This window comes from Pseudomonas kulmbachensis (assembly GCF_963681935.1).
Lineage (GTDB): Bacteria > Pseudomonadota > Gammaproteobacteria > Pseudomonadales > Pseudomonadaceae > Aquipseudomonas > Aquipseudomonas kulmbachensis.
The window spans coordinates 4312609-4337328 of the sequence record NZ_OY817088.1 but is presented as its reverse complement, the minus strand read 5'-3'; the positions used below and the strand labels follow the sequence as shown (position 1 = coordinate 4337328).

At 57.9% G+C, this 24720-nt stretch carries 27 protein-coding genes and 1 pseudogene; 16 read left to right on the top strand and 12 right to left on the bottom strand.

Annotated elements, in window-relative coordinates; all coding sequences use genetic code 11:
- Window positions 1-4 precede the first annotated feature (4 nt).
- Both U5A05_RS20065 and U5A05_RS20060 read right to left on the bottom strand, forming a co-directional pair.
- Window positions 5-529 (bottom strand): KdsC family phosphatase, encoded by a 525-nt coding sequence (locus U5A05_RS20065; RefSeq protein WP_261739622.1) that lies wholly within the window; start codon window positions 527-529, stop codon window positions 5-7.
- Window positions 529-1503, bottom strand: a complete 975-nt coding sequence (locus U5A05_RS20060; RefSeq protein WP_321834499.1) for a KpsF/GutQ family sugar-phosphate isomerase — start codon at window positions 1501-1503, stop codon at window positions 529-531. The genes U5A05_RS20065 and U5A05_RS20060 overlap by 1 nt, the downstream gene beginning before the upstream one ends.
- A gap of 292 nt (window positions 1504-1795) precedes the next feature.
- On the opposite strand from U5A05_RS20060, the gene U5A05_RS20055 reads away from it, so the two are divergent.
- The 10 genes from U5A05_RS20055 (at window position 1796) to hisC (ending at window position 9839) form a co-directional block, all read left to right on the top strand.
- A complete protein-coding gene (locus U5A05_RS20055; RefSeq protein WP_048360074.1) occupies window positions 1796-2605 on the top strand; it encodes an ATP-binding cassette domain-containing protein in 810 nt (269 codons plus the stop codon).
- Window positions 2605-3402: a lipid asymmetry maintenance ABC transporter permease subunit MlaE gene (gene mlaE, locus U5A05_RS20050; RefSeq protein ID WP_261739620.1), complete on the top strand. Its 798-nt coding sequence runs from the start codon at window positions 2605-2607 to the stop codon at window positions 3400-3402. Before U5A05_RS20055 ends, mlaE begins: the two co-directional genes overlap by 1 nt.
- Window positions 3402-3869: an outer membrane lipid asymmetry maintenance protein MlaD gene (gene mlaD, locus U5A05_RS20045; protein WP_261739619.1), complete on the top strand. Its 468-nt coding sequence runs from the start codon at window positions 3402-3404 to the stop codon at window positions 3867-3869. The genes mlaE and mlaD overlap by 1 nt, the downstream gene beginning before the upstream one ends.
- Window positions 3870-3880: 11 nt before the next feature.
- On the top strand, window positions 3881-4540 hold the full coding sequence (locus U5A05_RS20040; RefSeq protein WP_261739618.1) for an MlaC/ttg2D family ABC transporter substrate-binding protein: 660 nt from the start codon (window positions 3881-3883) through the stop codon (window positions 4538-4540).
- Window positions 4537-4842 carry an STAS domain-containing protein gene (locus U5A05_RS20035; protein ID WP_261739617.1) on the top strand — a complete coding sequence of 102 codons (306 nt, stop codon included), beginning with the start codon at window positions 4537-4539 and terminating at the stop codon, window positions 4840-4842. The genes U5A05_RS20040 and U5A05_RS20035 overlap by 4 nt, the downstream gene beginning before the upstream one ends.
- Before the next feature lie 114 nt (window positions 4843-4956).
- Window positions 4957-5196 carry a BolA family protein gene (locus tag U5A05_RS20030; RefSeq protein WP_003439919.1) on the top strand — a complete coding sequence of 80 codons (240 nt, stop codon included), beginning with the start codon at window positions 4957-4959 and terminating at the stop codon, window positions 5194-5196.
- A gap of 31 nt (window positions 5197-5227) precedes the next feature.
- Window positions 5228-6493 carry a UDP-N-acetylglucosamine 1-carboxyvinyltransferase gene (gene murA / locus U5A05_RS20025; protein WP_261739616.1) on the top strand — a complete coding sequence of 422 codons (1266 nt, stop codon included), beginning with the start codon at window positions 5228-5230 and terminating at the stop codon, window positions 6491-6493.
- A gap of 181 nt (window positions 6494-6674) precedes the next feature.
- Entirely contained in the window at window positions 6675-7310 is a 636-nt protein-coding gene (gene hisG, locus U5A05_RS20020) for an ATP phosphoribosyltransferase (RefSeq protein WP_261739615.1), read from the top strand.
- Between the two features lie 148 nt (window positions 7311-7458).
- A complete protein-coding gene (gene hisD / locus U5A05_RS20015; RefSeq protein WP_261739614.1) occupies window positions 7459-8784 on the top strand; it encodes a histidinol dehydrogenase in 1326 nt (441 codons plus the stop codon).
- 2 nt (window positions 8785-8786) lie between these two features.
- Window positions 8787-9839: a histidinol-phosphate transaminase gene (gene hisC / locus U5A05_RS20010; protein WP_261739613.1), complete on the top strand. Its 1053-nt coding sequence runs from the start codon at window positions 8787-8789 to the stop codon at window positions 9837-9839.
- A 62-nt stretch (window positions 9840-9901) separates the two neighbouring features.
- Here the strand turns inward: hisC and algW are convergent, their stop codons facing one another.
- Window positions 9902-11056 (bottom strand): Do family serine endopeptidase AlgW, encoded by a 1155-nt coding sequence (gene algW, locus U5A05_RS20005; protein WP_261739612.1) that lies wholly within the window; start codon window positions 11054-11056, stop codon window positions 9902-9904.
- 100 nt (window positions 11057-11156) lie between these two features.
- Between algW and U5A05_RS20000 the strand changes: the two genes are divergently transcribed.
- From U5A05_RS20000 to cysN, 3 genes are all read left to right on the top strand, one after another.
- The gene (locus tag U5A05_RS20000) at window positions 11157-11915 is read left to right on the top strand and encodes a Nif3-like dinuclear metal center hexameric protein (protein WP_261739611.1); all 759 of its coding nucleotides are present in this window, start codon (window positions 11157-11159) and stop codon (window positions 11913-11915) included.
- A gap of 233 nt (window positions 11916-12148) precedes the next feature.
- Window positions 12149-13066, top strand: a complete 918-nt coding sequence (gene cysD, locus U5A05_RS19995; protein ID WP_131655038.1) for a sulfate adenylyltransferase subunit CysD — start codon at window positions 12149-12151, stop codon at window positions 13064-13066.
- 9 nt (window positions 13067-13075) lie between these two features.
- Window positions 13076-14974, top strand: a complete 1899-nt coding sequence (gene cysN, locus U5A05_RS19990; protein WP_261739610.1) for a sulfate adenylyltransferase subunit CysN — start codon at window positions 13076-13078, stop codon at window positions 14972-14974.
- Window positions 14975-15199: 225 nt separating this feature from the next.
- On the opposite strand, the gene U5A05_RS19985 is transcribed toward cysN, so the two are convergent.
- The 3 genes and pseudogenes from U5A05_RS19985 to U5A05_RS19975 form a co-directional block, all read right to left on the bottom strand.
- Window positions 15200-16105, bottom strand: coding sequence for an acyltransferase (locus U5A05_RS19985; protein WP_321834489.1), 906 nt, complete (start codon window positions 16103-16105; stop codon window positions 15200-15202).
- On the bottom strand, window positions 16106-18205 hold the full coding sequence (gene pta / locus U5A05_RS19980) for a phosphate acetyltransferase (RefSeq protein WP_261739608.1): 2100 nt from the start codon (window positions 18203-18205) through the stop codon (window positions 16106-16108). It abuts the gene before it with no gap.
- 60 nt (window positions 18206-18265) lie between these two features.
- A pseudogene (locus tag U5A05_RS19975) lies at window positions 18266-18573 on the bottom strand (DUF3565 domain-containing protein).
- On the opposite strand from U5A05_RS19975, the gene U5A05_RS19970 reads away from it, so the two are divergent.
- Window positions 18572-19057, top strand: coding sequence for an FKBP-type peptidyl-prolyl cis-trans isomerase (locus tag U5A05_RS19970; RefSeq protein ID WP_261739607.1), 486 nt, complete (start codon window positions 18572-18574; stop codon window positions 19055-19057). The pseudogene U5A05_RS19975 and the gene U5A05_RS19970 overlap by 2 nt on opposite strands.
- Before the next feature lie 133 nt (window positions 19058-19190).
- Window positions 19191-19673 (top strand): glutathione peroxidase, encoded by a 483-nt coding sequence (locus U5A05_RS19965; RefSeq protein WP_261739606.1) that lies wholly within the window; start codon window positions 19191-19193, stop codon window positions 19671-19673.
- On the opposite strand, the gene U5A05_RS19960 is transcribed toward U5A05_RS19965, so the two are convergent.
- The gene (locus U5A05_RS19960) at window positions 19670-20860 is read right to left on the bottom strand and encodes a glycosyltransferase family 4 protein (RefSeq protein WP_261739605.1); all 1191 of its coding nucleotides are present in this window, start codon (window positions 20858-20860) and stop codon (window positions 19670-19672) included. The two genes, U5A05_RS19965 and U5A05_RS19960, sit on opposite strands and share 4 nt — an antisense overlap.
- Before the next feature lie 61 nt (window positions 20861-20921).
- Window positions 20922-21683: a sulfate transporter CysZ gene (cysZ, locus tag U5A05_RS19955; protein ID WP_261739604.1), complete on the bottom strand. Its 762-nt coding sequence runs from the start codon at window positions 21681-21683 to the stop codon at window positions 20922-20924.
- Window positions 21684-21994: 311 nt separating this feature from the next.
- Between cysZ and trxB the strand changes: the two genes are divergently transcribed.
- The gene (trxB, locus tag U5A05_RS19950) at window positions 21995-22957 is read left to right on the top strand and encodes a thioredoxin-disulfide reductase (protein ID WP_261739603.1); all 963 of its coding nucleotides are present in this window, start codon (window positions 21995-21997) and stop codon (window positions 22955-22957) included.
- A gap of 164 nt (window positions 22958-23121) precedes the next feature.
- Here trxB and U5A05_RS19945 read toward each other — a convergent pair whose 3' ends face one another.
- From U5A05_RS19945 to folE, 4 genes are read right to left on the bottom strand one after another with little or no spacing between them, the layout of a single operon-like run.
- The gene (locus U5A05_RS19945) at window positions 23122-23463 is read right to left on the bottom strand and encodes a HopJ type III effector protein (RefSeq protein WP_261739602.1); all 342 of its coding nucleotides are present in this window, start codon (window positions 23461-23463) and stop codon (window positions 23122-23124) included.
- The gene (locus tag U5A05_RS19940; RefSeq protein WP_321834487.1) at window positions 23456-23752 is read right to left on the bottom strand and encodes a DUF1244 domain-containing protein; all 297 of its coding nucleotides are present in this window, start codon (window positions 23750-23752) and stop codon (window positions 23456-23458) included. The genes U5A05_RS19945 and U5A05_RS19940 overlap by 8 nt, the downstream gene beginning before the upstream one ends.
- Window positions 23753-23766: 14 nt before the next feature.
- Window positions 23767-24153 carry a dihydroneopterin triphosphate 2'-epimerase gene (folX, locus tag U5A05_RS19935; RefSeq protein ID WP_261739600.1) on the bottom strand — a complete coding sequence of 129 codons (387 nt, stop codon included), beginning with the start codon at window positions 24151-24153 and terminating at the stop codon, window positions 23767-23769.
- On the bottom strand, window positions 24153-24713 hold the full coding sequence (gene folE / locus U5A05_RS19930) for a GTP cyclohydrolase I FolE (RefSeq protein ID WP_261739599.1): 561 nt from the start codon (window positions 24711-24713) through the stop codon (window positions 24153-24155). Before folE ends, folX begins: the two co-directional genes overlap by 1 nt.
- Between the last annotated feature and the right edge of the window lie 7 nt (window positions 24714-24720).

The following is a 24720-nucleotide window of genomic DNA, read 5'->3' as shown; positions in this document are numbered from 1 at the left end:
AGCTCTATAGGTAGGCGGCGTGGGCTGCGTCCAGGCTGCCCTGGGCACGCAGAATCAGCTCGCAGAATTCGCGGGCGGCACCTTCGCCACCACGTGCCTGAGTAACGCCATGGGCGTGTTCGCGAACAAAGCCAGCGGCATTGGCCACCGCCATGCCCAGGCCGACACGACGGATGACCGGCAAGTCAGGCAGATCATCGCCCAGATAGGCGACCTGTTCATAGCTTAGGTTGAGTTGGCCAAGAAGCTCGTCCAACACGACCAATTTGTCTTCTCGACCCTGATACAGGTGTGGAATACCCAGGTTTTGCGCGCGGCGCTCGACCACCGGGGTTTTGCGGCCGCTGATGATCGCGGTCTGGACTCCTGCAGCCATCAGCATCTTGATGCCCTGGCCGTCGAGGGTGTTGAAGGTCTTGAACTCGCTGCCGTCTTCGAGGAAGTACAGGCGGCCGTCGGTCAAAACGCCGTCAACGTCGAAAATGGCCAGCTTGATGTTTTTACCGCGCTTGAGAAGTTCCTGGGTCATTACATTACTCCTGCGCGTAGCAGATCGTGCATGTTCAAGGCACCAACCGGGCGGTCTTCCTTGTCGACAACAACCAGCGCGCTGATTTTGTGGTCTTCCATAATTTTCAGGGCTTCGGCCGCCAGGATGTCAGCGCGGGCGGTTTTACCGTGTGGGGTCATGACCGCATCGATGGTTGCATTGCGGATATCGATCTCACGGTCCAGGGTGCGACGCAAGTCGCCGTCAGTAAAGATTCCGGCCAAGCGGCCGTCTTCTTCAACGACCACGGTCATGCCCAGGCCCTTGCGGGTCATTTCCATCAGCGCTTCCTTGAGCAGCGTGCCGCGCTGTACCTGCGGCAGCTCGTCGCCAGAGTGCATGACGTTTTCGACTTTCAGCAACAAGCGACGGCCCAGGGCGCCACCAGGGTGGGAAAAGGCAAAGTCTTCTGCTGTGAAACCGCGGGCTTCAAGCAGTGCAATGGCCAGTGCATCGCCCAGAACCAGGGTTGCCGTGGTGGAGGAGGTCGGTGCCAGATTCAGCGGGCAAGCCTCTTGGGCTACGCGTGCGTCAAGGCTGACGTCGGCGGCCTTGGCCAGTGGCGACTCTAGATTGCCGGTCATGCTGATCAGTTTGATGCCAAGGCGTTTGATCAGGGGCAGCAAGGTGACAATTTCGGCGGTTGAGCCGGAGTTGGACAGTGCGAGGATGATGTCATCGCGGGTGATCATGCCCATGTCGCCGTGGCTGGCTTCTGCCGGGTGAACGAAAAAAGCCGTGGTGCCGGTGCTGGCCAGGGTGGCGGCAATCTTGTTGCCTATGTGCCCTGACTTGCCCATGCCGACCACGACTACCCGGCCTTTACTAGCCAAAATCATCTCGCAAGCGCGTACGAAATCTGCGTCGATATGTGCCAGTAAACCTTCTACGGCTTCCAGTTCGAGGCGGATAGTGCGTTGGGCAGATTGAATCAGGTCGCTGGATTGGCTCATGGTTGAAGTCGGGTAGCCTGAGAAAAGGCAACGATTATAGCGGTTATGTGCGCATCCCTCACGCTTGATCGCAGTGCATTGTTGTCTCTTTAGGCAAAGACTTCGTGTGATTTAAGAAAAACCCTCTTTATTTCACTGTATTGAGGCTTAACCGGCACTCCTTCGGCCTTGGGCGGTCACTATGAGCGGTGGTATAGTTCGCCGCCAGTTCGGCCCGCCAGGGAACGCGTGCTTCTTGATAAGAAGTTTGGTGTCCGGGTGAGAGGCAGACGCTGTATCGCAAGGAGTTTAGATGAGCGCCGATAACGCCTACGCGGTCGAGCTGAAGGGAGTGTCCTTCAAGCGCGGCACGCGCAGCATCTTCAATAATGTCGATATTCGTATTCCGCGTGGCAAGGTCACGGGAATCATGGGCCCGTCGGGCTGCGGCAAAACCACACTATTGCGCCTGATGGGCATGCAACTGCGTCCCAGTAGCGGCGAAGTGTGGGTCAATGATCAAAACCTGCCGACCCTGTCGCGCAGTGATTTGTTTGATGCCCGCAAGCATATGGGCGTGCTGTTTCAGAGCGGTGCGCTGTTTACCGATCTGGACGTGTTCGAGAACGTTGCCTTCCCGCTGCGGGTGCATACCGAGCTGCCGGAAGAAATGATTCGCGACATTGTGTTGCTGAAATTGCAGGCAGTGGGCTTGCGCGGGGCTATCGATCTGATGCCCGACGAATTGTCTGGCGGCATGAAGCGCCGGGTGGCTTTGGCGCGGGCGATTGCCCTGGATCCGCAAATCCTGATGTATGACGAGCCCTTCGTGGGCCAGGATCCCATTGCAATGGGGGTGCTGGTACGGCTGATTCGCCTGCTCAACGATGCGTTGGGTATCACCAGTATTGTGGTTTCTCATGACCTGGCTGAAACCGCGAGTATTTCTGACTATCTGTATGTAGTCGGCGATGGTCAGGTGCTGGGGCAGGGCACGCCGGAAGAGCTGATGAATGCCGATAATCCGCGTATTCGCCAGTTCATGACCGGCGATCCGGATGGCCCGGTTCCGTTTCACTTTCCGGCCTCGGACTACCGAACCGATCTTCTGGGGAAGCGCTGATGCGCAAACATTCATTAATGGACCGTGTCGGATTGTTCGGTCGTGCCGGGATAGACATTGTCTCGGTGCTGGGGCGTTCGACGATTTTCCTGTTTCATGCACTGCTGGGGCGTGGCGGTATCGGTGGCGGGTTTGGGCTTTTGCTCAAGCAACTGCACTCTGTAGGCGTCATGTCCTTGGTCATTATTGTGGTGTCCGGCATATTCATCGGCATGGTGTTGGCGCTGCAAGGCTTCAGCATTCTGTCCAGCTATGGTTCCGAGCAGGCTGTCGGGCAAATGGTTGCCTTGACCCTGTTGCGTGAGCTGGGGCCGGTTGTAACTGCCTTGCTGTTTGCCGGGCGAGCGGGGTCTGCATTGACCGCTGAAATCGGCAACATGAAATCGACCGAGCAACTGTCCAGCCTGGAAATGATTGGGGTTGACCCACTCAAGTACATCATTGCGCCACGGTTGTGGGCCGGGTTTATTTCCCTGCCTGTGCTGGCGATGATTTTCAGTGTGGTCGGGATCTGGGGCGGCTCGTGGGTTGCAGTAGATTGGCTGGGCGTCTATGACGGCTCCTACTGGGCCAATATGCAAAACAGCGTAACCTTCAGTGGTGACGTACTTAACGGGATCATCAAAAGCATCGTTTTTGCCTTTGTAGTGACCTGGATTGCCGTGTTTCAAGGTTATGACTGCGAGCCCACTTCAGAGGGGATCAGCCGTGCCACTACCAAGACCGTGGTGTATGCCTCATTGGCAGTCCTCGGCCTGGACTTTATTTTGACTGCCTTGATGTTTGGAGATTTCTGATGCAAAACCGCACCATGGAAATCGGTGTCGGCCTGTTCCTGCTGGCTGGCATCCTGGCTTTGCTGTTGCTCGCCCTGCGGGTCAGTGGACTGTCCCCGACCGCCAGCACCGACACGTACAAGCTGTATGCCAATTTTGACAACATTGCCGGTCTTACCGTGCGCGCCAAAGTCACCATGGCGGGCGTGACCATCGGCAAGGTTACGGCGATCGATCTGGACCGTGACAACTACATGGCTCGTGTCACCTTGCAACTCGAAAAAGCTGTGGATAATCTGCCGACCGATTCGACTGCGTCTATTCTCACAGCGGGTCTGCTGGGTGAGAAATATATCGGTCTCAGCGTGGGTGGTGAAGACACCCTGCTCAAAGACGGTGGCACTATTCACGACACTCAGTCGTCGTTGGTTCTGGAAGACCTGATCGGTAAATTCCTGCTTAATACCGTTAGCAAAGACGCCAAATAAGGAGCTTTTAGATGATCTCTCTCTTGCGCCGTGGCCTGCTGGTAGTTCTGGCTGCAGCCCTTCCTCTGATGGCAAATGCTGCGCCGGGGCAATCTGCCCACGATATCGTTTCAGACACAACAACCCGGTTGCTGGCCGACCTGTCTGCCAACAAAGAGCAGTACAAGCAAAGCCCGTCCAAGTTTTACGATGCCTTGAACGAAATCGTTGGCCCAGCAGTGGATGTCGACGGTATTTCCAAAAGCATCATGACCGTGAAGTACTCGCGCAACGCTACACCTGCGCAGATGCAACGTTTTCAAGAGAACTTCAAGCGCAGCCTGATGCAGTTCTATGGCAACGCCTTGCTTGAATTCAACAACAAGGGCATCACCGTTTCGCCGGCCAAGGATGAAAGCGGGGATCGCACCAGTGTCGATATGACCGTGAAAGGTGATAGCGGCGCCATTTACCCGCTCTCCTATACCCTTAACAAGGTGAACGGCGAGTGGAAAGTGCGCAACGTGATTATCAATGGCATCAACATCGGCAAGCTGTTCCGTGATCAGTTCGCTGATGCCATGCAGCGCAACGGCAATAACCTGGATCAGACCATCGATAACTGGGCTGGTGAAGTTGCCAAGGCCAAGGAAACTACCGATGCAGCTGCTCCCAAGGCAGCTGGCAAATGAGTGAGGCGGGTGTAACCCTGGCCGGCGAGAGTGAGCTGCGTCTTAGTGGCGTGCTCGATTATCAGACCGGCCCTCGTTTGCGCAAAGAAGGCCAGGCCCTGATCAAAAAAGCCCTGGCCAAAGCCCTGGTGGTGGATTGCTCGGCAGTCACCAAATCCAGCAGCGTCGGATTGTCACTGTTGCTGTGTTACATCCGTGATGCGCAAGCCCTGAACAAGCCATTGAGCATTCGTGCCATGCCCGAAGACATGCGCGAAATCGCCCAGGTCTCGGGCCTGACCGAGCTGCTGGCACATCATTAATTGCCACCTATAGAAAAGCCCCCCGTCAGAGTCCTGTTATACGGGGTTCGCAGGCGCGGGGCTTTTTTGTATGATGGCCGACCCGCGCGCGTTAGGCGCCGAATGAGGTTGAGCATGCAGGCCGTAGAAGTGAAGAGCTTTCTTGAGGGAAAGCTGCCTGGAACCCAGGTAGAAGTTGAGGGCGAAGGCTGCAACTTTCAGCTGAACGTGATCAGTGACGAACTGGTGGCCCTGAGCCCGGTCAAACGTCAACAAAGCATCTATGCCCATTTAAACCCGTGGATCGCTGATGGCAGCATCCATGCGGTCACTATGAAATTCTTCAGCAGCGCGGCCTGGGCCGAGCGCACCTGAGCCCCCTGAGCCCATTGGCGTCGAGATTGTTATGGATAAATTGATTATTACCGGCGGTGCCCGTCTTGATGGCGAAATCCGCATTTCCGGGGCGAAGAACTCCGCCCTGCCGATTCTGGCAGCGACCTTGCTGTGCAATGGCCCGGTAACCGTAGCCAACCTGCCGCATCTGCATGACATTACCACCATGATCGAACTGTTCGGTCGCATGGGCATTGAGCCGGTGATCGATGAAAAGCTCAGCGTCGAAATCAACCCGAACACCATCAAAACCTTGGTTGCACCGTACGAACTGGTGAAAACCATGCGTGCGTCGATTTTGGTTCTGGGACCGATGGTTGCCCGCTTTGGTTACGCTGAAGTGGCCTTGCCAGGCGGTTGCGCCATTGGTTCGCGCCCGGTTGACCTGCACATCCGTGGCCTTGAAGCCATGGGCGCAGTGATTGACGTTGAAGGCGGCTACATCAAGGCCAAAGCGCCAGAAGGCGGCTTGCGCGGTGCCAACTTCTTCTTCGATACCGTCAGTGTGACCGGTACCGAAAACATCATGATGGCCGCAGCACTGGCCAATGGCCGCAGCGTATTGCAGAACTCTGCACGCGAGCCTGAAGTCGTCGACCTGGCCAACTTCCTGAACGCCATGGGCGCCAAGGTTAGCGGTGCGGGCACTGACACCATCACCATTGATGGCGTAAAAGAGTTGCACACTGCGACCTATCGCGTGATGCCGGACCGTATCGAAACCGGTACCTACCTGGTAGCCGCAGCCGTGACCGGTGGCCGTGTGAAGGTCAAGGACACTGATCCGACCATCCTCGAAGCGGTTCTTGAAAAGCTCAAGGAAGCGGGCGCAGAAATCACCACCGGTGAAGACTGGATCGAGCTGAACATGCACGGCAAGCGCCCTAAAGCGGTGAACGTGCGTACCGCTCCGTACCCGGCGTTCCCGACCGACATGCAGGCGCAGTTCATCTCCCTCAACGCCATTGCCGAAGGCACGGGTGCTGTGATCGAGACCATCTTCGAAAACCGCTTTATGCACGTGTATGAACTGCACCGCATGGGTGCCAAGATCCAGGTTGAAGGCAACACTGCCATCGTTACCGGCACTGAAACCCTCAAGGGCGCGCCAGTAATGGCCACCGACCTGCGTGCTTCGGCCAGCCTGGTGATTTCGGCTCTGGTAGCTGAAGGCGACACCCTGATCGATCGCATTTACCACATAGACCGTGGCTATGAGTGCATCGAAGAAAAACTGCAGATGCTGGGCGCCAAAATCCGCCGCGTTCCGGGCTAGTTTTTGCTGTTTGGCTTCATGGGCACAGGGATAGTGTCCAGCCGCCAGGTGACGTAATGGCTTGCAAGCGTTACTTTACCTGGCCTCGAATCGTTCAAGTCGAGCCTGATATCAGGCTCGATGCTTGTCCGGCGCCGATTGCGTTCGGGCAAAAGTACCCTGATAAGGACTTACGTTTCCCATGTTGACCATTGCACTGTCCAAGGGCCGTATCCTTGACGACACCCTGCCGCTTCTGGCTGAAGCGGGCATTGTGCCGACCGAGAATCCGGACAAAAGCCGCAAGCTGATCATCCCGACTTCCCAGCCAGACGTCCGGCTGCTGATCGTCCGTGCCACCGACGTGCCAACTTACGTTGAACATGGTGCCGCCGACCTCGGTGTGGCCGGTAAAGACGTGCTGATGGAATACGGCGGCCAGGGCCTGTATGAGCCGCTGGACCTGCAGATTGCCCAGTGCAAACTGATGACTGCCGGTGCCATCGGTGCCCCCGAGCCTAAAGGCCGCCTGCGCGTTGCGACCAAGTTCGTCAATGTCGCCAAGCGTTACTACGCCGAGCAGGGCCGTCAGGTCGACATCATCAAGCTGTACGGCTCGATGGAGCTGGCGCCGCTGATTGGTCTCGCGGACAAGATCATCGACGTGGTCGATACCGGCAACACCTTGCGTGCCAATGGCCTGGAACCTCAGGAATTCATTGCCGCCATCAGCTCCCGTCTGGTGGTTAACAAGGCTTCGATGAAAATGCAGCACGCCCGTATTCAAGCCCTGATCGATACCCTGCGCAAAGCAGTGGAATCGCGACACCGCGGCTGACTCATCTGCGCGACCTTGAGTCGCGCCCATCTATCCGTGTAATAGCCAGAAATCTCAGGTACCCACGCGGATGGCTTGGTAGTCTTGTGGTGCCTGAGCTGTGCAAAACCAATATCCCAAGCATTCGCCCAATACCGAGGCCCTCGCTATGACCGCTCCCACTGCAATTCGTCGACTCAACGCTGCTGACCCGGATTTCGCGCAGCATCTGGATCATTTGCTGAGCTGGGAAAGTGTGTCTGACGACTCGGTCAACCAGCGTGTGCTCGATATCATCAAAGCTGTGCGCGAGCGTGGCGACGCTGCGCTGGTTGAATTTACCCAGCGCTTTGACGGGCTGAGCGTTAACTCGATGGCGGATTTGATCCTGCCGCGCGAGCGTCTGGAGCTGGCTCTGACACGCATTACCACGCCACAGCGTGAAGCGCTGGAAAAAGCCGCACAGCGTGTACGCAGCTACCACGAAAAACAGAAACAGGATTCCTGGAGCTACACCGAGGCCGACGGCACGGTACTGGGCCAAAAGGTCACGCCACTGGACCGTGCCGGTCTGTACGTGCCGGGCGGCAAAGCCTCGTACCCGTCGTCGGTATTGATGAACGCCATTCCGGCCAAGGTCGCAGGCGTCACCGAAGTGGTGATGGTGGTGCCGACCCCGCGGGGTGAAATCAATGAACTGGTACTGGCTGCCGCCTGCATTGCGGGTGTTGACCGGGTGTTCACCATTGGCGGCGCACAAGCTGTCGCTGCGCTGGCTTATGGCACCGAGAGCGTTCCGAAAGTCGACAAGGTGGTCGGGCCGGGCAACATCTATGTCGCGACTGCTAAACGCCACGTATTTGGTCAGGTCGGCATCGATATGATCGCCGGTCCTTCGGAAATTCTCGTGGTCTGCGATGGCCTGACCGATCCGGACTGGATTGCCATGGACCTGTTCTCCCAGGCCGAACACGACGAAGACGCGCAAGCGATTCTGGTCAGCCCGGACGCTGAATTCCTCGACAAGGTTGCGGCCAGCATCGCCAAGCTGCTGCCAACCATGGAACGGGCCGAAATCATCGAAACCTCGATCAATGGTCGTGGCGCGCTGATTCTGGTCAAGGACATGCAGCAGGCGATTGATGTTGCCAACCGTATTGCTCCGGAGCACCTGGAGTTGTCGGTGGCTGACCCGCAAGCATGGCTGCCGCAGATCCGCCACGCGGGTGCGATCTTTATGGGCCGCCATACCTCTGAGGCCTTGGGCGATTACTGCGCGGGTCCAAACCACGTATTGCCGACTTCCGGCACGGCGCGTTTTTCGTCGCCGCTGGGGGTGTACGACTTCCAGAAGCGCTCCTCGATCATTTTTTGCTCCGAGCAGGGTGCTTCCGACCTGGGCAAGACCGCTTCGATTCTCGCTCGCGGCGAATCGTTGACCGGTCACGCCCGTAGTGCCGAATACCGCATCATCGCCGACGAACAGGGGCAATAAGCATGAGCAAATTCTGGAGTCCATTCGTTAAAGAACTGGTGCCTTACGTACCGGGCGAACAGCCTAAGTTGACCAAACTGGTCAAGCTCAATACCAACGAAAACCCTTACGGGCCTTCGCCTAAAGCGCTGGCGGCGATGCAGGGCGAGATCAACGATAACCTGCGTTTGTACCCTGACCCGAACAGCGACCTGCTAAAGCAGGCTGTTGCCGAGTACTACGGGGTGCAGGCCAATCAGGTGTTTTTGGGCAACGGCTCGGACGAAGTGCTGGCCCATGCGTTCAACGGTTTGTTCCAGCACGACAAGCCGCTGTTGTTCCCGGATATCAGCTACAGCTTCTATCCGGTTTACTGCGGTTTGTACGGTATCGAATTCGATGCTGTGCCGCTGGATAAGCAGTTCCAGATTCAGCCTGCGGACTACGCCAAGCCTAATGGCGGGATCATCTTCCCGAACCCTAACGCTCCGACCGGCTGCCTGCTGGCGCTGGACGCCATTGAGCAGATCCTCAAGGCCAGCCCCGACTCAGTGGTGGTGGTCGATGAGGCGTACATCGACTTTGGCGGCGAGACGGCCATCAGTCTGGTGGATCGCTACCCGAACCTGCTGGTGACCCAGACCCTCTCCAAGTCGCGTTCCCTGGCCGGGTTGCGGGTCGGTTTGGCGGTGGGCCATCCGGATCTGATCGAGGCGCTGGAGCGGATCAAGAACAGCTTCAACTCCTACCCGCTGGATCGTATCGCCATTGCAGGCGCGGCGGCGGCGTTTGAAGACCGTGAGTACTTCGAGCAGACCTGTCAGTTGGTGATCGACAGTCGCGAGCAAGTGGTCGGGCAGTTGCAGGCGCTGGGTTTTGAAGTGCTGCCATCAGCGGCGAACTTCATCTTCGCCCGTCACCCGGAGCATGATGCGGCGGCGCTGGCGGCCAAACTGCGCGAGCAGGGCGTGATCGTGCGTCACTTCAAGCAACTGCGCATTGCCCAGTTCTTGCGCATCAGCATCGGCACGCCGGAGCAGAATGCGGCGTTGATCGAAGGGTTGTCGGATATCTAATACACAATGACTACTGTGGGAGCGAGCAGGCTCGCTCCCACAGTGTTGGGGTGTGTTGTTTATCAGTCATTCTGCGGCGGCTGTTCTTGCGGCGGGCGCAGGCCCACTTCGGCAGTGAGCTTCAGCTCTTTGCCGTTACGCATGACCTGAATCGTGATCTTGTCCGAAGGCTTGATCCGCGCCACCTGATTCATCGAGCGACGGCCATCGTTGGCGGGCTCGCCATCAATGCTCAGAATCACATCCCCCAGTTGCAGACCGGCTTTTTGCGCCGGGCCATCACGGAAAATCCCCGCGACAACAATCCCCGGACGCCCACTGAGACCAAACGATTCGGCCAGTTCCTGAGTGAGCGGTTGAACCTCAATCCCCAGCCAGCCACGAATTACCTGGCCGTGCTCGATAATTGATTTCATGACCTCCATCGCCAGATTGATCGGGATCGCAAAGCCGATGCCCTGGGAGCCACCGGACTTGGAGAAGATCGCGGTGTTGATCCCGGTCAGGTTGCCGTTGGCATCCACCAGCGCACCGCCCGAGTTGCCTGGGTTGATCGCGGCATCGGTCTGGATAAAGTCTTCGTAGTTATTCAGCCCCAACTGGTTGCGGCCGGTGGCACTGATGATACCCATGGTGGTGGTCTGACCCACCCCGAACGGGTTGCCGATTGCCAGGGCAATATCGCCGATGCGCAGGGTGTCCGAGCGGCCGATGGTGATGGATGGCAGGTTTTTCAGGTTGATCTTCAGCACCGCCAAATCGGTTTCAGGATCGCTGCCGATAACCCGGGCCAAGGTTTCGCGCCCGTCCTTGAGCGCCACCACAATCTGGTCGGCCCCGGCGACCACGTGGTTATTGGTCAGCAAGTAACCTTCGGGGCTCATGATCACCCCCGAACCCAGGCTGGATTCCATGCGCTTTTGTTTGGGCGCGTTGTTGCCGAAAAAGTGGCGGAACTGCGGGTCCTCGAACAATGGCTTGGCGTTCTTGTTCACCACTTTGGTGGTGTACAGGTTGGCTACGGCGGGAGCCGCGCGTACCACCGCATCGGCATAGGTCACAGGGCCTTGCTGCACATAGCTGGCTTGCGGGGCTTGCTGCAGATTAACGTCCAGGCTCGGCAGTCCAACCCATTGCGGGTAACGCTGAATAATCAGCAAAGCGATAAGCACGCCAGCCAGCAGTGGCCAGCCAAAGAAACGCAAAGCCTTAAACATTGAACTCAGTCCTGAAGGTTGCAGAGCCATCTTGACGGCCCATAATGGCGCCATTATACGAGGGCCGCCCGGCTCTGAACGCTATATTTAGGAGTCTTTTATGGCTGTCGCCCTGAGCACGCTGGTAGAAGAAGCAAATCGTTACCTCAACTGTGCCTCCATCAGTGATTACTGCCCCAATGGTTTACAGGTCGAAGGCCGCCCGCAAGTGATGCGGATCGTCAGCGGCGTGACCGCCAGTCAGGCATTGCTGGATGCTGCCGTCGAGGCCCAGGCCGATCTGGTGCTGGTGCATCACGGTTATTTTTGGAAGGGCGAAGATCCATGCGTCACCGGGATGAAGCAGCGCCGCCTGAAAACCTTGCTCAAGCACGATATCAGCCTGTTGGCGTACCACTTGCCGCTGGATCTGCATCCTGAGGTGGGCAATAACGTGCAATTGGCGCGGCAACTGGACATTACCGTTGAAGGCCCGCTGGATCCGGGCAATTCGAAAGTAGTGGGGCTGGTGGGGTCCTTGGCTGAGCCGGTGACCGCCCGTGACTTTGCGCGCCGCGTTCAAGAGGCGTTGGGGCGTCAGCCGCTGCTGATTGAAGGCAGTGAAATGATCCGCCGCGTGGGTTGGTGCACCGGAGGCGGGCAGGGCTACATCGATCAGGCAGTGCTGGCCGGAGTGGACCTGTATCTGAGCGGCGAAGCGTCCGAGCAAACCTTCCACAGTGCCCGCGAAAACGACATCAGTTTCATTGCCGCAGGGCATCACGCCACCGAGCGTTATGGCGTGCAGGCCCTGGGTGATTACCTGGCGCGACGCTTTGCCCTGGAACACCTGTTTATTGATTGCCCGAATCCGATCTGATTCCAAGCAACGATGACTAACCGTGGGAGCGAGCCTGCTCGCGAAGAGGCCATTATCAGCATCTCTTTCGCGAGCAGGCTCGCTCCCACAGGCAATTACAGCCCAAACTCGGCGATCTATTCTTAGACCGTTTCGATCTAGTAGACGCGATCAATAGAAGAGGGTGCTGTGCTAGCATTCGACCCTCGAACACGGCCCGCAGGCCGTTCATAAGATAGCTTTCGTGAGTAGCCATGGTCGACAAACTGACGCACCTGAAACAGCTGGAGGCGGAAAGCATCCACATCATCCGCGAGGTGGCCGCCGAGTTCGATAACCCGGTGATGCTGTACTCGATCGGTAAAGATTCCGCCGTGATGCTGCACCTTGCACGCAAGGCGTTTTTCCCTGGCAAGCTGCCGTTTCCGGTGATGCATGTCGACACCCAGTGGAAATTCCAGGAGATGTACAGCTTTCGCGACAAGATGGTCGCCGAGCTGGGCCTGGACTTGATCACTCACGTCAACCCGGACGGCGTGGCGCAAGGGATCAACCCCTTCACCCACGGCAGTGCCAAGCACACCGATATCATGAAAACCGAGGGCCTCAAGCAGGCTCTGGACAAATACGGCTTCGACGCCGCCTTTGGTGGTGCACGTCGCGACGAAGAAAAATCCCGTGCCAAAGAGCGCGTGTATTCCTTCCGCGACAGCAAGCATCGCTGGGACCCGAAAAACCAGCGCCCCGAGTTGTGGAATGTCTACAACGGCAACGTCAACAAGGGCGAATCGATCCGCGTATTCCCGCTGTCGAACTGGACCGAACTCGATATCTGGCAGTACATCTACCTCGAAGGCATCCCGATTGTGCCGTTGTACTTCGCCGCCGAGCGCGATGTCATCGAAAAGAACGGCACGCTGATCATGATCGACGACGAGCGCATCCTTGAGCACCTGTCTGACGAAGACAAGGCGCGCATCGTCAAGAAAAAGGTCCGCTTCCGTACCCTGGGTTGCTACCCGCTGACTGGCGCGGTGGAGTCTGAGGCTGAAACCTTGACTGACATCATCCAGGAAATGCTCCTGACGCGAACTTCCGAGCGCCAGGGCCGAGTCATCGATCACGATGGCGCAGGCTCAATGGAAGATAAAAAACGTCAGGGTTATTTCTAAGGGGTTGTTATGTCGCACGTATCTGATTTGATCAGCGAGGACATCCTCGCCTACCTGGGCCAGCACGAACGCAAAGAGATGTTGCGTTTTCTGACCTGCGGCAACGTCGACGACGGCAAGAGCACCCTGATCGGGCGCCTGCTGCACGACTCCAAGATGATCTATGAAGACCATCTGGAAGCCATTACCCGCGACTCGAAAAAAAGCGGCACCACGGGCGACGATATCGACCTGGCGCTGCTGGTAGACGGTCTGCAAGCCGAGCGCGAGCAGGGCATCACCATCGACGTGGCGTACCGCTATTTCTCAACCGCCAAACGCAAATTCATCATTGCCGACACCCCAGGCCATGAGCAGTACACCCGCAACATGGCCACCGGTGCGTCGACCTGTGACCTGGCGATCATTCTGGTAGATGCCCGTTACGGCGTGCAGACCCAGACCCGTCGCCACAGCTTTATTGCCTCGTTGTTGGGCATCAAACATATCGTTGTGGCCATCAACAAGATGGACCTCAAGGGTTTTGATGAAGGTGTGTTCGAGTCGATCAAGGCCGACTACCTGAAGTTTGCCGAAGGTTTGAAGCTCAAGCCGACCAGCCTGCACTTTGTGCCGATGTCTGCCCTTAAAGGCGACAACGTGGTGAACCGATCCGAGCGTTCGCCGTGGTACACCGGTCAGTCGCTGATGGAAATCCTCGAAACCGTAGAAATTGCAGCGGACCGTAATCTCACCGACTTGCGCTTCCCGGTGCAATACGTGAACCGTCCCAACCTGAACTTCCGCGGTTTTGCCGGTACGCTGGCCAGCGGCATTGTGCACAAGGGCGATGAAATCGTTGTGTTGCCGTCGGGCAAGAGCAGCCGGGTCAAATCCATCGTCACCTTTGAAGGTGAGCTGGAGCACGCCGGTCCTGGCCAGGCGGTAACGCTGACCATGGAAGACGAGATCGATATCTCCCGTGGCGACCTGTTGGTGCATGCCGACAACGTGCCGCTGGTGACCGATAACTTCGAAGCCATGCTGGTGTGGATGGCTGAAGAACCGATGCTGCCGGGCAAGAAGTACGACATCAAGCGCGCTACCAGTTACGTGCCTGGTTCGATTGCCAGCATCGTCAACAAAGTTGACGTAAACACCCTGGAAGAAGGTCCGGCCAGCGCCTTGCAGTTGAACGAGATCGGCAAGGTCAAGATCAGCCTCGATGCGCCGATTGCGCTGGATGGTTATGACAGCAACCGCACCACCGGTTCGTTCATTATCATCGACCGCCTGACCAATGGCACCGTCGGTGCAGGCATGATCGTTGCTCAGCCGCTGAGTCATGGCAGTGCAACCCATCACGGCAAACTGGCGCACGTAGCGGTTGAAGAGCGCGTCCAGCGTTTTGGCCAGCAGCCAGCGACTGTGTTGTTCAGCGGCTTGTCCGGCGCCGGCAAAAGCACCTTGGCCTATGCGGTTGAGCGCAAGCTGTTCGACATGGGCCGTGCGGTGTTCGTACTGGATGGCCAGAACCTGCGCCATGACCTGAACAAGGGTCTGCCACAGGATCGTGCAGGGCGTACTGAAAACTGGCGTCGTGCTGCGCATGTGGCGCGTCAGTTCAACGAAGCGGGCCTGCTGACATTGGCTGCGTTTGTTGCCCCGGATGCCGAAGGCCGTGAACAGGCCAAGGCGCTGATTGGCAGTGACCGTTTGCTTACCGTGTATGTCCAGGCATCCCCGGCCGTGTGCGCCGAGCGTGACCCGCAAGGGCTGTATGCGGCAGGTGGCGACAACATCCCGGGTGAGTCCTTCCCGTATGACGTGCCGTTGAATGCCGACCTGGTGGTCGACACGCAATCGCTGCCACTGGAAGACAGCGTCAAGCTGGTGCTGGATCTGTTGCGTCAACGCGGCGCGATTTAAGCCGCACTAAAAAAGCCCGTCACCGAGTGATCGGTGGCGGGCTTTTTTATTGGGTGCGGCAATCAAATAATTGTAGCCGCTGCCGAGGTACCAAGGCTGCGATCGACGGCGAAGCCGTCGTGAATAATGTCCCCGGTGTTTCAACATATCAGGGACTCAGGTTGTACGGGCTCTGGGATCCCGATCGCAGCCATCGTACCTCGGCAGCGGCTACAGGGTTGTGAATCAGGTTTTGGGATACTCCCGATGCAGCTCGCCCAGCAACCGGTCCTTATCCTCCCAAAGCCGGTTGATCCAGCCCTGAAACGCCAGCCGGTACTCGGGGTCCTGATCGTAGTTTTTACCGAGAAACTCAGCCGGGATTTTCAGCTCTTCAAACACCACGACCACCTCTTTCACATTGCCGCACAGCAAGTCCCAGTACCCCGGACGTCCGCCCGGGTAGTGAATCGTCACGTTGACGATCGACTGCAGCTGTTCGCCCATTGCATCGAGTACAAAGGCGATGCCACCGGCCTTGGGCTTGAGCAAGTAGCGAAACGGCGAGTTCTGCTGTGCGTGTTTGGCCTCGGTAAAGCGCGTGCCTTCAACGAAGTTGAAGATCCCCACCGACTGGTCTTTGAACTTGGCGCAGGTTTTACGTGTGGTCGCCAGATCGGCGCCTTTCTTCTCCGGGTGTTTGGCCAGGTAGGCCTTGGAGTAACGTTTCATGAACGGAAAGCCCAATGCCCACCAGGCCAGGCCAATCACGGGCACCCAGATCAGCTCCTGCTTGAGGAAGAACTTCAGCGGGCGGATACGTTTGTTGAGCACGTATTGCAGCACCATGATGTCGACCCAGCTCTGGTGGTTGCTGGTCACCAGATACGAATGCTCGTAGTCCAGCCCCTCGAGCCCCTTGATATGCCAGCGGGTCTTGCGCAGTAAATCCATCCAGCGATTGTTGTTGCCGACCCAGGTTTCGTGGATACGGCGCATCAACTCGTCGGTCACCCGCTGCGCTGCCGGGAAGGGCAAGCACAGCTTGAAAATCGCGACGATAAACAGCGGCGTGCAACACACGATGGTGTTGATCGCCAGCAGCAGTGAAGCGATGACGCCGCGTAACGGCGCAGGCAGAAAGTCCAGCATTTACACATCCATAGGTCGGTTGGCTGCTTGAATCGCCGTAAGGGCGATGGTGTAGACGATGTCGTCCACTTGCGCGCCGCGTGGCAGATCGTTCACCGGTTTGCGCAGACCTTGCAGCATCGGCCCAAGGCTGACGCAATCGGCGCTGCGCTGTACGGCTTTGTGCGTCGTGTTGCCGGTGTTGAGGTCGGGGAACACGAATACCGTGGCACGGCCCGCCACCTGGCTATTAGGGGCCAGTTGTTTAGCTACCACCTCGTTGGCGGCCGCGTCGTATTGCAGCGGGCCGTCAATCAGCAATGCGTGCTGGGCTTCGTGGGCCAATAGAGTGGCTTCGCGAACCTTTTCGACCTCTTCGCCACTGGCCGAATCACCGCTGGAATAGCTGATCATCGCCACTCGCGGAGTGATGCCGAAGGCGGCGGCAGAATCGGCGCTTTGCAGGGCGATTTCAGCCAGTTCGGTGGCGGTGGGGTGCGGGTTCATCACGCAGTCGCCGTATACCAGCACCTGCTCGGGGAACAACATAAAGAACACCGACGATACCAGGGTGCAGCCCGGCGCCGTCTTGATCAACTGCAGGGCAGGGCGAATGGTGTTGGCGGTGGAGTGGATTACCCCGGAGACCAACCCGTCCACTTCATCCAGCGCCAGCATCATGGTGCCAATCACCACCGGGTCTTCCAGTTGTTGCTCGGCCATCGGTGCGTTGATGCTTTTGGTCTTGCGCAGGGCCACCATTGGCTCGACGTAACGGGCCCGAATCAGGTCCGGGTCGATAATTTCGAGGCCCTCAGGCAGCTCGAAACCGTGGGCCTTGGCCACCGCCTGGACTTCTTCGGGCTTGGCCAGCAAGACACAGCGGGCGATGCCGCGAGCATGACAAATAGCTGCCGCCTGCACGGTCAGGGGCTCGCTGCCTTCTGGCAGAACGATGCGCTTGTTGGCTTTTTGGGCGCGCTGGATCAGTTGATAGCGAAATACCGCAGGGGTCAGGCGCATTTCCCGTGGCGTGCCGCAGCGTTGGTGCAGCCACTGGGCATCGAGATGGCTGGCGACAAAGTCGGTGATGATTTCCGCACGTTCGCGGTCATCGATCGGGATTTCCTTGTTCAGGCCATTGAGGCGGTTGGCGGTGTCGTACGACCCCGTACTCACCGACAGCACCGGCAGCCCGGCCTGTAGCGCTCCCCGACACAGTTCCATCAACCGCGGATCGGGTTGGGTGTCACTGGTCAGCAGCAAGCCCGCCAGCGGCACGCCGTTCATCGCGGCCAGACTCACGGCCAGAATGATGTCGTCGCGATCGCCCGGGGTCACCACCAGTACGCCCGGCTTGAGCAGTTGCAGGGTATTGAGCACGGTGCGGGCACACAGGATGATTTTCGACATGCGCCGGGTTTCATAGTCCCCGGCATTCAGCACCTGAGCCCCCAGCAACTCGGCCACATCGCGGGTGCGCGGGGCGTTGAGTTCAGGTTGGAACGGAATGCAGCCCAGCAGCTTGAAATCACCACTGCGCAGCAGCGGCGAATGCTCCTTGAGGCGTGCCGAGAAGACTTCCATGCTTTCGTCGGTGCGCACCTTGTTGAGGATCACGCCGAGCACCTTGGGGTCTTTGGGGCCGCCAAACAGCTGTGCCTGCAACTCAACCCGGCCGGAGAGTTCGGTCAGCACTTCGTTTTCCGGGGCGGAGACCAGGATCACTTCGGCATCCAGGCTTTTCGCCAGGTGCAAATTGACCCGTGCCGCGTAGCTGGCGGTGCGGGTGGGCACCATGCCTTCGACGATCAGTACGTCCTTGCCGACGGCGGCCTGCTGGTAAAGGTTGATGATCTCTTCGAGCAGCTCATCCAGCTGGCCGTCGCCGAGCATGCGCTCGACATGCGCCAGGCCCAGTGGGGTAGGCGGCTTGAGGCCGTGGGTGCGGGCGACCAGTTCGGTCGAGCGCTCTGGGCCAAGATCGCCTGGATGCGGTTGGGCAATGGGCTTGAAAAAACCGACTTTCAACCCGGCGCGCTCCAGAGTGCGAACCAGGCCCAGGCTAATGGATGTCAGACCCACACCAAAATCGGTGGGGGCGATAAAGAAAGTTTGCATGCGAGCTTCCTGACGTGGCAGTGCAAGGGCAACACCCTTTAAACGGGGTTTGTGCCTGAATCAATTGCCAAGATTAGCGCTATCCGCCTCCTGAGCACACCAACCGCAGTCAAAGGGCTGGCCTATTTTTTTCTGGCGCTGCAATGGATCAAGCACCCAGGGCCTGGATTGCCAGGGGGGTTGGTGACGCTGGTGCTGGGTGTGGCCGCAGGAGAGCACGACAACCCAGTGCTCCTCTTGATCCAGACGCCAGCCAATGATTGTTGAAGTTTTCAAAATTATCCGTTGGTCTTGGTTGTGTTCGCTTTCGAGTGATTGCTTGGTTAAACTTGCGCTTCTTTATTATTTTGCAAAAGGTCTCGCCCCATGACGATCGCCACCAACAAGGCAGTCTCCATCGAATATACCCTGACCAACGACGCTGGTGAGGTCATCGACAGCTCTGCCGGCGGCGCACCGCTGGTTTACCTGCAAGGCGCAGGTAACATCATCCCAGGTCTGGAAAAGGCTCTTGATGGCAAGGCCGTTGGTGAAGAACTGACTGTTACCGTTGAACCTGAAGACGCTTACGGCGAGTACTCCGCCGAGCTGGTCAGCACTTTGAGCGCCAGCATGTTCGAAGGCGTTGACCAACTGGAAGTGGGCATGCAGTTCCACGCTTCCGCTCCAGACGGCCAAATGCAGATCGTGACTATCCGTGACCTGGACGGCGACGACGTGACTGTTGATGGCAACCACCCATTGGCCGGTCAGCGCCTGACCTTCCAGGTTAAGGTTGTTGCTGTACGTGACGCGAGCGAAGAAGAAGTTGCTCACGGCCACGTACACGGTGAAGGCGGTCATCAGCACTGATAAGTGCTGCTAAGCTCACAGTGAGCTAGCTATAAAAAAGGCGCCTTCGGGCGCCTTTTTTGCATCGTAGATCATGGCAATTGGCACCTTGAGCGATTGCTTGAATGTAGCCCCGGGAAATTTGGAGTCCGTCATGAGTGCTTTTCACGACCTAACCTTGGACGCGTTGGACGGCAAACTACTGCCACTGGAAACCTTCAAGGGCCACGTGGTGCTGGTGGTGAACGTCGCCTCCCAATGTGGTTTGACGCCGCAATACGCGGCATTGGAAAACATCTTCCAGCAGTACAAGAGCCAGGGTTTCAGCATATTAGGTGTGCCATGCAACCAGTTCGCCGGACAAGAACCTGGCACTGAGCAGCAAATCCAGGAATTTTGCAGCCTCAACTACGGTGTCAGCTTCCCTCTGAGCAGCAAGCTTGAGGTCAACGGGCCTGAGCGTCATCAGCTTTATCGTCTGTTGGCTGGCGAGGGGGCCGAGTTTGAAGGGGATATCACCTGGAACTTCGAAAAGTTCCTGGTTGGTCAGGATGGTCGAGTACTGGCACGTTTTTCACCGCGCACCGCACCAGACGATGCAACGGTGATTCAGGCAATTGAAAAATCCTTGGCTTAAGTTTTTTTCGCCGCGATTTGAACCGCTGCTGCGGCTGCGCCAGCGCAGCCCTGGCAAGCCCGCTGCAACTGGTTTTCGAACTGTTCGATAATGCCCGGCCAGCTCTGGCGGCTGGCATGGCGGCGGGCATTGAGGCGCAGGGTGCGCAAGGTTTCGGGGTTTTCCAGCAGCCAGCAGGCAGCTTCGATCCAGGCGTATTCATCGCCAGGCATGGCCAGCACACCGTTGTAACCATGACGGATATGCAGGCCAGCAGCGGCTTCGTCATACGCGACCACGCCCAAACCTGAAGCCTGGGCCTCGAGCACCACATTGCCAAATGTCTCGCCCAGGCTCGGAAACAAAAACACATCTGCGCTGGCGAAGTGGCAAGCCAGCGCGTGTCCGGACTGCTGGCCGCAGAAAATTGCTTCAGGCAACGCTGCTTCCAGTACTGCGCGTTTTGCTCCGTCGCCCACCACAATCAGCTTGAAGCGGCGTGCGGGATAACGGGCTTGCAGCTCATCAAAGCAGCGCTTGAGTGCGTCGAGATTTTTTTCCGGAGCCAAGCGTCCAACATATAACAGCGCTATGTCGTTTTCTCTGAGTCCCCAACTCTGGCGCAAGGCGTTTTGGCGTTTTGCAGGGTTGAACAGCTGGCTGTCGACCCCACGCGGGAGCAGATCCAGGCGTTCGAAATGACGGCGCTCAAGTTCCACGCGCTGGCTGGTGCTGGGGACCAGAGTCAGCGCCGAACGGTTATGGAACCAGCGCAGGTAGTGCGTCAGTGCGCGGGTGAACAGAGTCAGGCCGTGTTGGCGCAAGTACTGCTGGAAATTGGTGTGAAAGCCGGTGATCGCGGTAATGCCCAAACGCCGGGCAACCCTTAATGCACACAAGCCCAACGGTCCCTCTGTGGCGATATAGACCACATCCGGGGGTTGCTGGCGCCAGCGTTTGGTCAGGCGATGGGTAGAGGTCAGGCCCCATTGCAGGCCGGGATAACCGGGTAACGGCCAGCCGCGGCAGAGCATCAGCCCGTCGTTGCTGCGCTGGTTGCCATCGTCGGTCTGGCGTGGGCGTATCAGTTCAATGCGATGATTGCGTGCGCGCAAACCGTCATACAGATGGCCAAGGGTATTGGCGACCCCATTGATTTCGGGCGCGAAGGTGTCGGTGATCAGGGCGATATGCAGGGCTGTGGTCATGACCCCAGTGTGCTTTGGAGTCATGACGCCCATGTGTCACGGTGATGATGGATTTATGAAGTCAGCGGCTGCGGCTGGAGGCTGCCAGTGCTTCATCGCCACGTTCGCGTACCCAGAACAGAGTCGCCCCGGCCACGGCAGCGGGCATCATCAGGATATTGACCACCGGGATCAGCAGCATCAGGTAGACGATGCCGCCAAAGCTCATGCTCTGCCAGCGCTTCTCGCGCAGCCAGGCGAGCATTTCGTTCCAGCCCAGCTTGTGGTTGTCGGCCGGGTAGTCGATGTACTGAATGGCCATCATCCAGATCCCGAACAGTAGCCATAACGGTGCGGCAATCAGGTTGAGCACCGGAATAAACGACAGGATCAGCAACGCAATGGCCCGCGGCAGAAAGTAGCCCAGCTTGCGCATTTCGCGGGCCAGGGTACGCGGCACCATTGCTGCCAGTTCGGCCCAGCTGAAGGGCGGGGAGTTATCGACCCCGCGTACCACGGCTTCGACTTTTTCCGATAGAAAACCGTTAAACGGCGCGGCAATGATGTTGGCCAGCATGGTGAAGGTGAAAAACACCATCAACGCGACGAGCACCACGAACAGTGGCCATAACACGTAATTGAGGAAGCTCAGCCAGCTGGGCAGCGACGGCATCAGGGCATCGACCCATAGGCTGAACTGATGCCCGGCGAAGTAAATCAATCCGACGAACAGCACCAGATTGATCAGCAATGGCAGCAGCACGAACAGGCGCAAGCCGGGGCTGAGAACCAATTTCAGGCCTTCACGCAGATACTGCGGGCCAGAGAGAACGGGGGCGGGCATAGAGTGCTCCGAGCAGTGGAAAACCGGGCGACCTTAACGGCTTTATCCGTAAGGCGAAAGTCTTGTATCAGGTTCGACAATTACTGTAACAAAGCCGTCTAAAATCGGATTCGACTACATAGAGACCCGCTATGAGCTGGATTGTTAATGCGTATTTCCTTACTCTCTGCGGCCTCTATATGCTTCACCCATATTTTTCAGGATCTGCGCGTTCCAGGCATAGCCTGGGCAGATTTACGGTTTCTTTTTATTCCAGCCGGTAAAGCGGCGTTCCGACCCGGTTGCAATGCGGGCGGTCATAGGAGTGAGTCATGTCTGAAGTACGTCATTCGCGTGTGATTATTCTGGGTTCCGGCCCTGCCGGTTACAGCGCCGCTGTTTACGCGGCCCGCGCCAACCTCAAGCCACTGCTGATCACGGGCATGCAGGCTGGCGGTCAATTGACCACCACGACTGAAGTCGACAACTGGCCGGGTGATGTTCATGGTCTGACCGGCCCGGCACTGATGGAGCGCATGCGCGAGCACGCCGAGCGTTTCGAGACTGAAATTGTTTTCGACCACATCAATGAAGTGGATCTGAAAAACAAGCCGTTTACCCTCAAGGGCGACAGCGGCACTTTCACCTGCGACTCGCTGATCATCGCGACAGGCGCCAGTGCCCGTTACCTGGGCCTGCCGTCTGAAGAAGCGTTCATGGGCAAGGGCGTTTCGGCCTGTGCGACCTGTGACGGTTTCTTCTACCGTAACAAGCCGGTTGCCGTGGTGGGTGGTGGCAACACTGCTGTTGAAGAGGCGCTGTACCTGGCCAATATCGCCAGCAAAGTGACCCTGGTCCACCGTCGTGAAACGTTCCGTGCCGAGAAGATCCTGATCGACAAGCTGCACGCCCGTGTCGCTGAAGGCAAGATCGAGCTCAAGTTGAACGCGACTCTGGACGAAGTGTTGGGCGACAACATGGGCGTGACCGGTGCCCGCCTGAAGAACAACGACGGCAGCTTTGACGAGTTGAAAGTCGACGGCGTCTTTATCGCCATTGGCCATACGCCGAACACCTCGTTGTTCGAAGGCCAACTGGAGCTCAAGGACGGCTACATGGTTGTGCAGGGCGGCCGTGAAGGCAACGCCACGGCTACCAGCATCGAAGGTGTGTTTGCTGCGGGCGACGTGGCTGACCACGTTTACCGTCAGGCCATCACCTCGGCGGGTGCTGGTTGCATGGCTGCGCTGGACGCCGAGCGCTACCTGGACGGCCTGCAGAACGCCCAGTTCTGATAGCCCGCCCCAATAAAAAAACCGGCCTAGGCCGGTTTTTTTGTGTCTTGTGCCAACCCACAACCCGTAGCCGCTACCAAAGGCTGCGATAAGGTTCGAAGAACCTTCAAAAGCGGGTTGCTGCGCACCCCATCGCAGCCTTCGGCAGCGGCTACAGGTTGGGATTACGCCTTGCGCGTCAGCGGCTGGGCGTCGAATTTGACCCCGGCCAGGCCGTGGGTAATCAGTGCACGGATATTGCTGTGGTCAGTGCCTTCGGGGGTGGCCAGTACCGAGCGGTAGTGCTCGCCGAAGGCCAGCAACGACTCCTGATCGCTCAGGCCTTCCAGCAGGGCCAGGCCCAGAGTCTTGCATGAACCTTCGTTCTGCCCGGCAGCGTTTTCCACGCCACCGTTGTTGAAGGCCTGTGGCTGGTAATCGTAGTGCGCTGCGATAAACGCCAGGGTATCGGCAAAAACGTGTTCGCCGCTGGTGAGGCTGGCGCGCAGGGTGTTCAAGTCAGTCATGCTTTTTTCCTTGGTCAAACGCCGCCGCCTGCTCGGCGCTGGCTTCTTTCTGGTATAGGGATTTCCACTCGGCATACGGCATGCCGTATACCACTTCACGGGCGTCATCGAGGCTGATGTCGATCTGGCGCTCGTCAGCCGCTGCCTTGTACCACTTGGACAGGCAATTGCGACAGAAACCCGAGAGGTTCATCAGGTCAATATTTTGCACGTCCTTGCGGCTGTCCAGATGCGCAACAAGGCGACGAAAGGCCGCGGCTTCGAGTTCAAGTTGTTCTTGGGCTGTCATGGGTTTCACCGAGGTTAAGAGGTTGCAGCCTGGCGGCTCGCCGCCAGGGTAATCGACACCGATTCGGCATAGCGCAGCGCGTGCGGTTTGTCGACTTCGACTTCGGCATACAGCACGGCCGCGTTGGCCATCACCAGGTCCAGCAACTCCTGGGTCAGGCGCTCCAGCAGGGCGAAGCGGTTTTCTTCGACGTGCTGGATCACGGCCTTGGTGATGGTGCGGTAATTGAGTGCGTGGTCGATATCGTTATCGCGTACTGCCTCTTGCGCCGCGTAGAGGATGGTGAGGTTGATCAATACATCCTGCTTATTGAGGATTTCTTCCTCATTGATGCCGATATAGGTGCGCAGGCACAGATCTTTGACGCGAATGCGGGCCATTCCTGGCTGAAGTTGTGACATTACGACTTGCTCCGTCCAATCAGTTGCAAGAATTCCATGCGGGTACTCGATTCGCGAAAGGCGCCGAGCATGACCGAGGTGTTCATGGTCGAATTCTGTTTTTCTACACCGCGCATCATCATGCACATGTGCTGGGCTTCAATCACCACGGCCACACCAGCGGCCTGGGTGACGCTCTGAATGGCGTCGGCGATTTCCCGGGTGAGGTTTTCCTGGATTTGCAGGCGACGGGCGAACATGTCGACGATGCGGGCGATTTTCGACAGCCCCAGCACTTGGCCGGTCGGGATGTAAGCTACATGGGCCTTGCCGATAAAGGGCAGCAGATGGTGCTCGCAGAGTGAATACAACTCGATGTTGGCCACGATCACCATCTCATCGCTGTCCGAGGCGAACAGAGCCCCGTTGACGATGGTTTCAAGGCTCTGCTCGTAGCCATGACACAGGTATTGCATGGCTTTGGCGGCGCGCTTTGGGGTGTCGAGCAAGCCTTCGCGCTCAGGGTCTTCGCCAAGACCAATGAGGATATTGCGGTAATGCCCGGGCAGTGATGCACTCATGAAAATA